Origin of the sequence: Bartonella sp. LB28NMGDW (genome assembly GCF_042194435.1) — a bacterium.
In the GTDB taxonomy this organism is placed as follows: Bacteria; Pseudomonadota; Alphaproteobacteria; order Rhizobiales; family Rhizobiaceae; genus Bartonella; species Bartonella grahamii.
In genome coordinates, this window is sequence record NZ_JBHIMX010000006.1 from 21,024 (window position 1) to 33,981 (window position 12,958).

General features: G+C 35.4%; 10 protein-coding genes, 1 tRNA gene and 5 pseudogenes. 10 read left to right on the forward strand and 6 right to left on the reverse strand.

The genetic code is table 11. The features are described from left to right. Window positions 1-66: 66 nt before the first annotated feature. Window positions 67-152, forward strand: a tRNA-Leu gene (locus tag ACFIKG_RS04935). A gap of 255 nt (window positions 153-407) precedes the next feature. Here ACFIKG_RS04935 and ACFIKG_RS04940 read toward each other — a convergent pair. Next, on the reverse strand, window positions 408-560 hold the full coding sequence (locus ACFIKG_RS04940) for a hypothetical protein (RefSeq protein ID WP_375648425.1): 153 nt from the start codon (window positions 558-560) through the stop codon (window positions 408-410). Between the two features lie 49 nt (window positions 561-609). Here ACFIKG_RS04940 and ACFIKG_RS04945 point away from each other — a divergent pair, with 49 nt between their 5' ends. The 4 genes and pseudogenes from ACFIKG_RS04945 to ACFIKG_RS04960 all read left to right on the forward strand — a co-directional run bounded on the left by ACFIKG_RS04945 (window position 610) and on the right by ACFIKG_RS04960 (window position 2,254). Then, the gene (locus ACFIKG_RS04945) at window positions 610-738 is read left to right on the forward strand and encodes a hypothetical protein (RefSeq protein WP_375627136.1); all 129 of its coding nucleotides are present in this window, start codon (window positions 610-612) and stop codon (window positions 736-738) included. A 130-nt stretch (window positions 739-868) separates the two neighbouring features. Beyond that, window positions 869-1,222, forward strand: coding sequence for a hypothetical protein (locus ACFIKG_RS04950; protein ID WP_375651856.1), 354 nt, complete (start codon window positions 869-871; stop codon window positions 1,220-1,222). 186 nt (window positions 1,223-1,408) lie between these two features. After that, window positions 1,409-1,729 (forward strand): annotated as a pseudogene (locus ACFIKG_RS04955) (hypothetical protein); the annotation flags it as partial. A 12-nt stretch (window positions 1,730-1,741) separates the two neighbouring features. Then, window positions 1,742-2,254, forward strand: a pseudogene (locus tag ACFIKG_RS04960) (hypothetical protein). A 140-nt stretch (window positions 2,255-2,394) separates the two neighbouring features. Here ACFIKG_RS04960 and ACFIKG_RS04965 read toward each other — a convergent pair. Beyond that, window positions 2,395-2,807: pseudogene (locus ACFIKG_RS04965) on the reverse strand (type II toxin-antitoxin system HicB family antitoxin). A gap of 79 nt (window positions 2,808-2,886) precedes the next feature. Continuing rightward, window positions 2,887-3,066 carry a hypothetical protein gene (locus tag ACFIKG_RS04970; protein WP_375626563.1) on the reverse strand — a complete coding sequence of 60 codons (180 nt, stop codon included), beginning with the start codon at window positions 3,064-3,066 and terminating at the stop codon, window positions 2,887-2,889. A 266-nt stretch (window positions 3,067-3,332) separates the two neighbouring features. On the opposite strand from ACFIKG_RS04970, the pseudogene ssb reads away from it, so the two are divergent. Then, window positions 3,333-3,805, forward strand: a pseudogene (gene ssb / locus ACFIKG_RS04975) (single-stranded DNA-binding protein). On the opposite strand, the pseudogene ACFIKG_RS04980 reads toward ssb, so the two are convergent. After that, window positions 3,739-4,045: pseudogene (locus ACFIKG_RS04980) on the reverse strand (hypothetical protein); the annotation flags it as partial. The pseudogenes ssb and ACFIKG_RS04980 overlap by 67 nt on opposite strands. Before the next feature lie 592 nt (window positions 4,046-4,637). Here ACFIKG_RS04980 and ACFIKG_RS04985 point away from each other — a divergent pair. The 4 genes from ACFIKG_RS04985 to ACFIKG_RS05000 all read left to right on the forward strand — a co-directional run bounded on the left by ACFIKG_RS04985 (window position 4,638) and on the right by ACFIKG_RS05000 (window position 9,977). Beyond that, window positions 4,638-5,246, forward strand: coding sequence for a fumarylacetoacetate hydrolase family protein (locus tag ACFIKG_RS04985; RefSeq protein WP_375626562.1), 609 nt, complete (start codon window positions 4,638-4,640; stop codon window positions 5,244-5,246). A gap of 81 nt (window positions 5,247-5,327) precedes the next feature. Then, window positions 5,328-5,633: a hypothetical protein gene (locus ACFIKG_RS04990; RefSeq protein WP_375651857.1), complete on the forward strand. Its 306-nt coding sequence runs from the start codon at window positions 5,328-5,330 to the stop codon at window positions 5,631-5,633. Window positions 5,634-6,465: 832 nt separating this feature from the next. Beyond that, complete coding sequence (locus tag ACFIKG_RS04995) at window positions 6,466-7,866, forward strand: amino acid permease (protein WP_375627125.1); 1,401 nt, start codon at window positions 6,466-6,468, stop codon at window positions 7,864-7,866. 719 nt (window positions 7,867-8,585) lie between these two features. Next, window positions 8,586-9,977 (forward strand): amino acid permease, encoded by a 1,392-nt coding sequence (locus ACFIKG_RS05000; protein ID WP_375627123.1) that lies wholly within the window; start codon window positions 8,586-8,588, stop codon window positions 9,975-9,977. Window positions 9,978-10,091: 114 nt separating this feature from the next. Here ACFIKG_RS05000 and ilvC read toward each other — a convergent pair whose 3' ends face one another. Beyond that, window positions 10,092-11,111, reverse strand: coding sequence for a ketol-acid reductoisomerase (gene ilvC, locus ACFIKG_RS05005; protein WP_375627121.1), 1,020 nt, complete (start codon window positions 11,109-11,111; stop codon window positions 10,092-10,094). A gap of 1,068 nt (window positions 11,112-12,179) precedes the next feature. Further along, a complete protein-coding gene (locus ACFIKG_RS05010) occupies window positions 12,180-12,914 on the reverse strand; it encodes a pyridoxine 5'-phosphate synthase (protein WP_375626555.1) in 735 nt (244 codons plus the stop codon). Between the last annotated feature and the right edge of the window lie 44 nt (window positions 12,915-12,958).

Genomic DNA, 12,958 nt, shown 5'->3' on the forward strand with positions numbered 1-12,958 from the left:
AAAATGTTTCTTTTGTCATTAATTCTTGATTCAATAAAAGATATAGCTTATGAGAGAACTCTCATCGCGGACGTGATGAAAACGGTAAACATAGCAGACTTAAAATCTGCCGGTCGAAGACCTTGCGGGTTCAAGTCCCGCCGTCCGCACCAGAATACTTTAATTTCCCTTATTTCCCAATGATTTATTAAAAATCAATAAAAATCAAACCACCCTCTCAACCACCTTTCGCAACGCCATTATAACGCTATCAGACGGCACCACGATGATGCTAAAATACGAATCATTGCTGCTTTTTGAAGTACCTTTTTAGCACTTTGAACTCCTCCTCATCTTTTAGGGTGGAGAGGCAGTCAATCTTGATTTTCTCATCCTTAAGGATGAGGAAATGAGTCATGTTTTTAACGTTAAGCAGCTTTCACAACAGGGCTCGATAAAATTCGCTTAGCTTCTGTTGTAACTGATTTGTAATGCTTAAACTCTTCTTCAAGGTCATTTGCATCTAACAAACGCCTCATCAATAATCCTAAGATTTCTCCAACACCAGCAGCATCATTCACGCTCTTAACAGGAGTAAGATAATACGAAGAAAAGTAAGTGAGGTATAGAATGGAGATAGATGAAAAAGACAAAATAATAGATAAAGAAGCTGAAATAGTACATGCACAAAAAGATATAAATCAAAAACAAGAAGAATCAATTCGAAGATTAACTGCTTCCAAGCTTATTTTTCCTTGAATGGCAGTTAAAAATTTGGCCAAAAAGTAGTTTTAAGTATTTTCTCACAAACATTTTTCAAGACAGGCAATCACAACACGCTCTGTCATAGCTCACATATAAATTACGCAACAGCCTTAATGGGGGGAACATGATCATCAATACACAAACCATTCTCTGCCTTGATCTAGATACCAAGACAGGCTGGACAATTTCTCGTATAGACAGCAATATAACGAGTGGCACTGTCAATTTTGAATCCTATCGTTTTGAAAGCAATGCCTCAAAAGGAGAAATGATTAACGCGGCATGTGCAAAAGGACATGCGCTACAAGATCACTTAGAAAACAATCTTTGGGCGAAAGCCAATCTTGTACGCAAGGCTGTTTTGAACACCCGTGAAAAAAATCTGAAAGAAAAGGCAATGAGAGAGAATTCAAGACCACTCACGTTGGTTGAAAAGCAAAAGCTTGAAGGGATTTTAATGATCTTGGAGGAACAATGAAAAACATTGCAGGTTAGCAAACTAGTAAAAATGCTGATCGTTTTGTGATTAGATGTGCGTTTAAATCGACATAAAAGCACCGTACAAAGCGATTCAAGATTTTATGATAAAAAATTTATAATATAAAACGCTCTGTACGGTCAAATTTGAGGCAAATAGACAAATTTGTAAAATTAGAATTAAAGCATATCCATTTTAAAACATCTGTTCTTAAAAAACCGTAAACAGCCCATGCGAAAGAGGTTTGTTGCAACGGCGGTGGGATATGCACCATGGAGGAAACGGAGCAGAGGAGTATTTTTACAACCTCTACGAATATGAAGACGGTACAAGAGAGTGTGAAAAATTTGATACTGATCAGTATTACAAAGCACCTAAGTAATGCGGATTTAGTACCAAAGCGCAAGTAAAAGCATGAGCTTATGGTGGTCTATTCCGAAAAGCGTTCTCAATTACAAACCTCTTATAGACGAGATCAACAGAGAGATCAAAAATTATCGAAAACCGCAGGAAATTAATATGTTTACAGATAAGCAGCTAAGAGCCTTGTTTGGCGTTATAACTTTTATATTTTTTATGTTTTTCAGGAATAAAAATTGACTTTATTCAGAATATTTTGACATTTGCGTTTGTTTCTTTGGTAATAGTCACAACGGTTTTTGCAATTTTATGCAATTCTAATATTCCTTCTGAATTACAGAGCAACCCAAAATACAAATGCGGCAATACAACAGGTTGGAAGACATTAACACGTGATTTACAACAGTACATGCACAGACTCTTAAAGCTAATAAGTTTAGCGCTTGTCGTTTTAATTTTCCCAAGTAGTTATAAAGAAATGGTTTCTTTACCTGTCATTTCTAAGTACGTGGAGTACAAGTTTTATTTTCATTGGATACTGTACTTTTTTAATACTCAGATATTGCTGTTTGGTATTCTCTTTTAGTCTGTGTATTATTTCTTATGTTACGTACACGCAGTTTAATAAATATATCTATTTACACACTACAGTGCTCCATTAAAAAGCCATAGTAAAATTCCGATTTTATAAAACTGTTCAGATTAAATGGCGTTGTCTCTTCTCAACGTTCATAGATAAAATCAACAAGGAGATAAAAAACTATCGGGGGCTGCTTAGCTTCAGAGACTAATTTTCTAAGTGAAGAGAAAGTTCAAGCTGCATCTTTGATTGTAATAATGACTTGCTTGCCAAGAAGACTCAGTGCTTTCTCTAGTGTTTGAAGCTTAGTTGGATAATTTAGATCAAGAATGCGTCTTTACCCAAACAATTGCCAATTCTGTTTTTGTGATATTCGCTTCATTAAAGGCTTCTACTACTGCAAGTTTAAGAGCATTCCACGCATCTACCCTAACCTCTACAAGGTCTTTATACTGTTGTGGCATTGGTAAAGGCAGACCACGCATAGGACAAGCTCCGTAATGCTAACCCTAAAGATTCAACAGCATTCTCTAATGCCTCAGTTCTATTTTCTCCAGCTGTTATTGCTTCTGGTACACCTGGAAAGGTTACAATAAAACTACCATCTGAATCAGATTCCAGTTTTGCTTGATAAGTATATTCCATGTTTATGTCTCCTCGTCATAATCAAAATACTTTTGAAACAAAAAATTTAAGCCTTTGAGAAAACAGCTCATACCCCCAACTACTTTTTTATTATTTTCACATAAAGTGGAGTCAAGTCATCAGATTTTATAACGGTTGTCTTGTCTCCAAAAGTTACCAAATAATGTGACCCTTTGCCTGCATCAGGAGCTTTACTGTAATGAATGCCTCTTTTTCTGGCTTCTTTACGTAATTCCCTAAGCAGCACTTCTCGTTTCATTTAGCCTCACCATTTCTTCATAAAATGAAGATCGAACAAAAAAGTTTAATACAGACTCTTAATGAAAGGATATTTACTGAAAAGTTAAAAGCAGAAACAAGAAAGCCGTACCATTTATGTGACATGGTCTTTTGATGCATGATTTGTCAAATAATATTGTAATGTAATACTTTAAAAATATTATTAATAAACTTAAACGATTGAAAAAGTACGAATTATGTTAAGATTTTTACATATTAAATTGCTAATTTAATGGGGCTACAAATATGCTAAATAAAGTGATGTTAATTGACTATTTAGCTGCTAATACCAAAAGCAAAACAATGAATTCTAGAGCCGAGGTAGTCAATTTTCGTATGGCAACTTCTAAGACCTATATAGATAAAAGACCAATCAAAAAGTAGAGAAAACAGAATGGCATTCAGTTGTGATTTTTAATCCATATTTGGCAAAAATTGCACTTCAATATCTAAACAAAGGTTCAAAGATTTACGTAGAAGGCAAATTACAGACACGCAAATGGTAAGATAAAAATGGGCATGACCGTTACTCAACAGAGATTATCTTACCACAATTTAAAGGCGAATTATATTTACTTAATGCAAAGAAAGATTTATCGACATCCCCTACCCCTTCACCCATTACTTCTCAAAATTATGCTATCGTTTCAAAAGCCCGACGCATGAGATTTGGGTCATCACTCAAGTCAACCTTCAGATCTATTTTAGCAAAGGCTTGATGACAGCCTATGATCTTGATTTTATCATCAAGAATAAGTTTATAATTCTCATCTGTTATCAGATGTTGAATGGATTAACTGACTTCCTCTTCATCAACACCCCAAATAATAATCTTATAAGGAGCTAAAAGTTCATTCTTAACGGCTTTGGAGAATGTATAGGTAATAAAGCTCTTTTCCATAGAGCTCTTCTTCGTCCATAGATGCCACAACGGCATTGATCTCATTGGCTTGCTTTTTCTCAAAGCTTTTGAGCATCAGTTGGTAGCTGGTAGAGCGAGATCTGAGACATCGAGCTCGACAGCATCATCTTGTGTTTTACGACGCTTGCCAACTTATGTATCAGAACATACCGCAAAGAAACACAAGGGGGCTTGTGCAGGTGCGATCGCCCTCTCATTCATATTCCTGAAGCCTAAAAGTACTGAGTTTGAATCAGCTTTTTTCGCTTTTAGTGCTCATCGAACTTGGACATAGCAAAATCTCCCAGAATTCTGAGACACCCACAGAGTGGGCTCATTTTATGATCGAACTTTAGGGTTTTCAGACCCTACTGATCGCTGCGTAGACGACCAAAAACACCTTTAAAGTATTGAAGGAATTTCACGCGATTAGCAACCAAAATGAAAGCAGTGTTTCTTATCTCTTAAAGACTGTAAGATTGGGCACTCTTCAAAAGAGAGATAATGCCAAGAACTGTCATCGTGGTTAGTTATCAACCCACACAATACCTCTTGTTCAGAAAACGCACAACACGAGATAAGAAAAAATGTTGTTTGCAAAGTTCTCTCTTACCTATACAAAAAGAAAATAAAAAATTTGGAGGGCTCCTATGATAAATGACATTTACTGTGTTGGACGCAATTATGTTGAACATGTTCATGAACTAGGCAATGTTGTTGAAGATGAACCCGTTATCTTTAGCAAGCCAAACAGTTCACTCGTTTTAGACAATGAAATTTATCTCCCTGATTTTTCAAAAGAAATACATTTTGAAACTGAAATTGTGCTCAAAATCTCAAAGGATGCTTTCATGGTCACGGAGGCAGAAGCAGAAGAATGCTATGATGCCATAGCAATAGGTCTTGATCTCACAGCGCGGGATTTGCAAACAAAACTGAAAGAAAAAAAGCTGCCTTGGCTTTTATCTAAAGGATTTAAAGGCGCCGCATACGTCTCTGACTTCATAAACAAGGAAAAAATAAACAACCCAATAACCTTTGCAATGAAGCTGAATGGCGAAACAAGACAAGTTGGCAATACGCAAAATATGATCTTTAGCTTTGAGAAGATAATATCATTTTTGAGTCACTACATTCAGCTAAGACGTGGTGATCTCATATACACAGGTACTCCACAGGGTGTAGGAAAACTTTCTCAGTTTGACAGAATAGAATTATATCTCAAAGATCAATTAATTTCAGAGCTAAAGGTAAAATGAATCATCAAATACTGACCTTTTTCATTGTTTCATTTTTTTTAGTCATCTCACTTAATTTTAGTCATCTTACTGGGGCCGAATATGGCCCTTATCATCACTAAGACAACGAGATTAGGAAGAAAGAACGCATTTGTAAACGTTTTAGGATTGTGTACAGCAACATATGTGCATGAGACATTTTCCATACCTAAGTGTATCAGCGCTCATTCTCAACAACAAAACACTATTTTTTTAGTAAAATTCATGGGTGGCAGCACTTTATTATACATGGGCTTTAAATCGATTAAATCTGGAAAACACAGCTTAAATTCAAAACAATATCAACAAATGAAAAGAGTGCTATTGGTAAAACAAAACTTTTCACCAGCTATATGGACGGTTTTTTGACACAAATACTAAATCCCAAAGTATCAATATTTTATATAACGGACTTCCCGAAATTTTTGTCTTCTGGCGGTGGAATTAAAAAAGGCTTTGAACTTGTCACAATACATTCTTTCAACATCTTTGCATGGTTTACTTTAACGACCATTTTTATATCATTTGCCAGCTCCGCTTTAAAAAGCGGCGGATAAAAGGCGCGATTAATATAGCGACAGGAACAATTTTATCTTTTGATAACAAATTGCAAAGCTAATAGAGCAATCTTTTCCTGATTCTGTCTCTCACGATGAATAGCTCAACCTCTAACAGAGCTTATACAATCCCCAGTTTTTTTCTTTGTATAACTGAATTCGCTGCATTTCTTTATCATAGTCTCAAGGATTTTTGTGTAAACGATGTGAATTTCTCGCAACCTTTTATAAAATGTTATCACTATCTAAACAAAATCCTTATTCATCACTTTAGAAAAAATAAGCTATGATATTCCTCTTTTCGTTTATGAAACAAAAAAGTGATTTTAAAAATCATTTTAAATTTCTATCATTAAGAACTGTTTCTTAAACTAAGATGAGAACCTTTGAGCGCTATTTGAGCCAAAATTAAAACTCTCACCATTATGAATAATAACAATTAAAAACTCCCTATTCAAATATCTGTTACGTTATTTAAGAGGAAAACATCCTCTTTTTTCAAAACCATATTCTTGTCTTTATCCACACAAAATTATAAAAAACGTTTTTTTCCTTTACACCTCATTTATATCATGCTTCGATACAGAATGATGCATTTTTTAGTGTAATTTAACCTCAAAATAATTAAAGGGAACCCCCAAAAAATGAACTGTAAACAAAATTTAAAAGATGGTCCTAAGATAAAACTACAACGTGGCCTGGATAACCGTCACGTACAACTTATAGCCCTCGGTGGAGCTATTGGAACAGGTCTCTTCATGGGATCAGGAAAAACAATTAGTGTGGCAGGACCTTCCATCATACTCGTTTATGCGATTATTGGATGTGCCCTATACTTTGTAATGCGTGCTATGGGAGAATTATTGCTTTCTAATTCACAATACCGGTCCCTTATTGATTTTTCAACCGATATGCTAGGACCGGGAGTCGCTTTCTTTGTGGGCTGGAACTATTGGTTAAGCTGGGTTGTAACTGGAGCTGCAGATATTATTGCTATCATTAACTATATGCATTTCTGGTGGCCAACACTTAATCCATGGATTGTTGTTTTTGCTTGCATTGGTTTCTTTTTAATCCTTAACCTCCTTGCCGTAAAATTTTTCGGTGAACTTGAATTCTGGTTTGGTCTTATCAAAGTCGTAGCAATTTTGGCATTAGTTATTGTTGGATTCTATATGATCGCTACAGGCTTTACCTCTCCAAATGGTACTGTTGCCTCTCTTAACCATGTATGGAACGATGGAAATATCTTCCCGCGAGGAATTACAGGTTTTTTTGCTGGATTTCAAATTGCCATTTTTTCTTTTGTTGGTATAGAAATTGCTGGAACAACGGCAGCTGAAGTTAAAGAGCCTAAAAAAGTTCTCCCTAAAGCAATTAATGCAATACCAGTGCGTATTGTACTCTTTTACATCCTTTCTCTCGCTGTGATTATGTCCGTTACACCTTGGAATCAAATCGTTCCAGAAAAAAGTCCCTTTGTCTCCATGTTTTGGCTTGCAGGCATTCCAATAGCTGCTGGTTTGGTCAATTTTGTTGTTCTCACCTCCGCTGCCTCTTCAGCAAATAGTGGTATTTTTTCGACTAGCCGCATGATATACGGGCTTGCAACACAAAAAGGTGCTCCTCCAATTTTAGGGAAGCTTTCCAAATACCATGTTCCAGCCAATGCTCTGTTCTTTTCCTGCCTATGTATTTTAGTAGGATACACAATTGCATCATCATCTCCAAGCATCATAAGTGCTTTTACAATTGTGACGAGCATTTCAGCGATTGCATTTTTATTCGTATGGTCCGTCATTTTGATTAGCTATATTGTGTATCGTCGCAATCACCCTCATCTACATGCTGAATCCGTCTACAAAATGCCGGGAGGTGTTATTATGTGCGGAATCGTGTTAGTTTTTTTTGCTTTCATGCTCTATTTGTTGACATTAGAACATGATACCCTAACAGCTTTAAAATACAGTATCTTTTGGTTTATTTTCTTAGGTATAATGTATTTTATATTTATAAGAAAAAAAATCGCTCCAAAGAACAAATAAAATCTATACAAAACATCTCAAAAAAGGGTAACTAAAGTTACCCTTTTTCTACTTAACCTCCTCCTCACACATCAAAAGACGAGAGTTCCTCGCAAGTCTGGGTTTGTAAACAATCCAACTTTGTTCAGGGGGATGCTGCTAACCACTTTATATGGTTCACCTACATAAGGCTCTACGGGCTAGCCCCGCCCTAAATACCCCCCTACATTCTAAAAATACTTAATGTGTAAAATTTTATATGCTTTATATCACTACCCTAAACAACAGTATTTTACTGCATTATAGGATAAGAAACGCGCTATTCTGTAAAGAATTCTCTATAAACTTCACTGACATTGTTTACTAATAAAACATGAGATTTTATCTAAAACCGCCCCCCTAAAATTTATATTCAATTTTTTATCAAAATTAAAAATACAGCTCTAAACAGGATATATCTTAGTAGCTATCTACAATAAAATATATTCTATGAAAATATTTTTCTATTTATAATAAATATTTATAATATATGTATAAAACATAAAAATTATAATATAATTTATATTTTAGTTATTATTTATAAAGTAATTATTCCATTAATTCATAATGTTTTTCTTTGTTCACATATAGTCATAGAAAAAAATTCCTTTACTCCTTAACCATAGTGTGTTCCGATAGAAGGGATTACCTTTTTTAGGATAATTTTTATTTAAAAATAACTTAAGGGGAACTTCCCAAAAATGAATGAACAAAATTTAGAAAAAAAACCTAAGAAAAAATTGCAACGTGGGCTAGATAATCGCCACATCCAACTTATAGCCCTGGGTGGAGCTATTGGAACAGGTCTCTTCATGGGATCAGGAAAAACAATTAGCGTCGCTGGTCCTTCAATCTTATTAGTTTATGCTATTATTGGTTGCGCTATATACTTCGTAATGCGTGCTATGGGAGAATTACTGCTTTCTAATACGCAATATCGATCTTTTATTGATTTTTCAACCGATCTTCTTGGTCCAAGTGTTGGATTTTTTATCGGCTGGACATATTGGTTGTGCTGGATTGTAACCGGAACTGCTGAAATTATTGCTATTGTTAGTTATACGCACTTTTGGTGGCCTGAACTCAATTCGTGGATTCCTGTTCTCATAGGTATCCTTTCCTTTTTAATATTTAACCTCGTAGCCGTAAAACTATTTGGCGAACTCGAATTTTGGTTTGGCCTTATCAAAATCCTAGCAATTTTAGTATTAATTATTGTAGGATTTTACATGATCTTTACTGGCTTTATCTCCCCGAACGGCACCGTTGCCTCCCTTGGCAACATATGGAACGGCGGAAATATCTTTCCTCGAGGCATTACAGGATTTTTTGCCGGATTTCAAATTGTTATTTTTGCTTTTGTTGGCATTGAACTCGCTGGAACAGCTGCAGCTGAAGTCAAAGAACCACAAGAAGTTTTGCCCAAAGCTGTCAATTCGATACCAATCCGTATTATTTTCTTTTATATTTTCTCTCTCATTGTGATTATGTCCGTCACTCCTTGGAATCAAATCATTCCAGAAAAAAGCCCATTTGTAACAATGTATGCACTTATTGGTATTCCAACCGCTGCTGGTTTGATGAACTTTGTTGTTCTAACAGCTGCCGCATCTTCAGCCAATAGTGGTATTTTTTCTACCAGCCGCATGATATACGGTCTCGCAGCGCAAAAGGGAGCACCTAAATTTTTAGGAAAACTTTCTAGCAACCGCGTTCCAGCCAATGCATTACTCTTTTCCTGCTTATGCATCTTATTAGGTTATGCAGTTTTATCGCTATCACCAACAATCATAAGTGCTTTTACAATTGTAACCACAATCGCAGCAATTTTGTTTATATTTGTATGGTCTATAATTTTAATCAGCTATATTGTCTATCGTCGCAACCGTCCTCTCCAACATGCCGTATCTCCTTATAAAATGCCTGGAGGTATTTTTATGTGTTGGACTCTTCTAATCTTCTTTGCATTCATTATTTATTTATTGTCATTAGAAGCTGATACTGCCATAGCTTTAAAATACACTCCAGCGTGGTTCATATTTCTAGGAATTCTATACTTTCTTTTTGGAAAAAAGAATTATGCAAAAAAATAAAAAATAAAGCTTATGTCGCACAAAACATATAAAAAAGGGTAACTAAAGCTACCCTTTTTTGATATTTATCTATAAAATTATAAAAGCTATTGACAAAACATCTCTGTAGAAGCTTCAATTACGCTCTTTATCAACCAAAGCGTTAGATTTTATCCAAGGCATCATAGAACGAAGTTTTTTACCAACTTCTTCAATAGGGTGATTATCATTTAAACGCCGCATACTTTTAAAATGAGCAGCACCAGCTTTATATTCTTGAATCCAATTTGATGTAAATTTACCTGTTTGGATATCTTTCAATATACGTTTCATTTCTGCTCTGGTTTCATCCGTAATTACGCGTGGACCAGACATATATTCGCCCCATTCAGCTGTATTAGAAATCGAATAATTCATATTTGCAATGCCCCCTTCATACATGAGATCAACAATCAGTTTAACTTCATGTAAACACTCGAAATAAGCCATTTCCGGTGCATAACCTGCTTGTGTTAATGTTTCATAACCTGCTCGAATCAGTTCAACAAGACCTCCACAGAGAACCGCTTGTTCACCAAAAAGATCAGTTTCGCACTCTTCTTTAAATGTTGTTTCAATCACCCCAGCACGTCCACCACCAAGACCACATGCATAAGACAATGCTACATCATGAGCATGCCCTGAAGCATCTTGTGCCACCGCTATTAAGCAAGGAACACCACGACCACGTTGGTATTCATGACGAACTGTATGCCCTGGACCTTTAGGAGCAATCATCACGATATCAACGTGTTTTTTAGGTTCAATCAAGCCAAAATGAATGCTCAAACCATGCGCAAAAGCAATCACTGCCCCATCACGTAAATGATCATGAATATGCTCTTTGTAAATATCAGCTTGCAATTCATCTGGTGTTGCCATCATGATGAGATCTGCCCATTTTGCTGCTTCTGCAACACTCACCACTTCAAAACCATCTGCCATAGCTTTCTTAACTGTTTCCGACCCTGAACGCAAAGCTATTTGCACATTTTTTACACCGGAATCTTTCAAATTTAAAGCGTGCGCACGCCCTTGAGAACCATAACCAACAATGGCTACTTTTTTCCCTTTAATAAGATTAACATCCGCATCACGATCATAATAAACAAGCATAAAAACTTCCTTCTTTTTCTATTTAAACTGGATTTCAGATTATTTTTATTAAATAAGAAACATTATCTTCAGTGCATCACACACTTATAAAGACAAAAAACACCGCTTATAAGAACATAGCAATTGAATAATTTTTAAAGTTTACATATTGCATAAAAAAAACTGTAGTCCCCAAACATACCCAAAACATATACAGATCCCCAAATCAACTTCAACTACTATTCTACAAAAAGAATAATTACGCAAAACAAGATTTCTAAAGAAAATATATTTGCTAATATTTTACTCTTCTATCGTGCAACAAAAAACTATATTCTAAAAATTAAGATAAAATATACAATTTTTAACATGAACCAAATCAATACGGATAGCAAGAAAAATTACAAAATAACAAGTATTGTTTTAATACAATATTCAAAAGCATATACAACAATATTTTTAGAATAATAAAGAGAACATTTTAATTTTTACGTTCTTTAATATCCACGCTTCTCACGCGAAAAAGAACACCCCCATACTGCCATTATGTTATTCATTTATGGCGCCTTATAAAGAACTTTTAATGTGCTCGAGCCCTTTTCTAGGCCCCCTATAATCGCCTAAGATTTATTGCACACCACTCTCTTTACTTCATAAAGCTACAAGTCAATATCATCAAAACCCTTATATGCCAAAAACTGCCACAACATTGAATTAGCCAATAAAATGATGATAGCAATAGACTTCATATCATCCATGGATGATTTTACATTATACTATTTACAGATAACCCGTAAAATGAGCTCAAACATCAAGAAAATTTGTGTATTGATCCATAAAAACCCTACGCACTCTTTTACAAGGAAAATACCTTCCAATCCCTATTTCTTCTCCCTAATAGATAGTACAAATAAAAAACATCGCATACACTCAAAAACAAAAGATAGAAAGCAACCAATAAACAGAGCAACAATAGAATATTTATAATGCACGCTAATAGTGCTAGTTATCTAAACATATATTATTTTTTAAGATAAATTGGCAAAGCTTTATAAAAATTTCTCTTTCAATTTCATAGAGAGAAAAAGATTACGATAATAACCGAACAAAACGCTGAACAGTATCACGCATTCCATACTCTAATGCATCGGCAATGAGCCCATGGCCAATAGAAACTTCATCAAGCCAAGGAATACGATTGATAAGAGCAGGAAGATTAGCAATCGTCAAATCGTGACCTGCATTGATACCTAATTGCAGTTCTTTGGCTTTTTTTGCTGCTAAAACAAGTTTATTGAGCTCTTGATCCTGTTTTATTTTTTCCTGAAATGCACCACCGTAAGGTCCCGTATAAAATTCCACACGATCAGCCCCTATTGCTTTAGCAATATCAAGACCGTCGATAGTAGGATTAGCAAAAAGTGATACACGAATCTTTCTTTTTTTCAAACGCTTAACAACGGGTGCCAAAAATTCCGCATCATGAGAAAAATTCCAACCATGATCAGACGTTGGCTGATTTGGATCATCAGGAACAAGGGTAATCTGATCCGCGTAGTTTTCAGCAATATCCAAAAATTGATCACTGGGATAACCTTCAATATTAAACTCAGCCGCAGGAAAATTGTTCTTGATTAAACAGTATATATCTGGCAAATCCGCAAAACGAATATGCCTTTCATCGGGGCGTGGATGAACAGTCAAACCTGCTGCTCCAGCAGCAAGCGCTATATGCCCAATATGCGTGATATTTGGCCACGGAAGATTCCGTCGATTACGCAAAACAGCAACAGCATTAAGATTAACCGAAAGTTTTACCGCCATGCCCATTTCCATTTTTCTATAGTGTGTAACAAGATAGAAAAAAG

Bases quoted from the DNA above. Each gene is read 5' to 3' on its own strand.
- ACFIKG_RS04950 (WP_375651856.1), top strand. From the start codon at position 869: ATGATCATCAATACACAAACCATTCTCTGCCTTGATCTAGATACCAAG.
- ACFIKG_RS05000 (WP_375627123.1), top strand. From the start codon at position 8,586: ATGAATGAACAAAATTTAGAAAAAAAACCTAAGAAAAAATTGCAACGT.
- ACFIKG_RS04970 (WP_375626563.1), bottom strand. From the start codon at position 3,066: ATGAAACGAGAAGTGCTGCTTAGGGAATTACGTAAAGAAGCCAGAAAA.
- ACFIKG_RS05010 (WP_375626555.1), bottom strand. From the start codon at position 12,914: ATGGCGGTAAAACTTTCGGTTAATCTTAATGCTGTTGCTGTTTTGCGT.
- ACFIKG_RS04945 (WP_375627136.1), top strand. From the start codon at position 610: ATGGAGATAGATGAAAAAGACAAAATAATAGATAAAGAAGCTGAAATA.
- ACFIKG_RS04990 (WP_375651857.1), top strand. From the start codon at position 5,328: ATGGCCCTTATCATCACTAAGACAACGAGATTAGGAAGAAAGAACGCA.
- ACFIKG_RS04985 (WP_375626562.1), top strand. From the start codon at position 4,638: ATGATAAATGACATTTACTGTGTTGGACGCAATTATGTTGAACATGTT.
- ilvC (WP_375627121.1), bottom strand. From the start codon at position 11,111: ATGCTTGTTTATTATGATCGTGATGCGGATGTTAATCTTATTAAAGGG.
- ACFIKG_RS04995 (WP_375627125.1), top strand. From the start codon at position 6,466: ATGAACTGTAAACAAAATTTAAAAGATGGTCCTAAGATAAAACTACAA.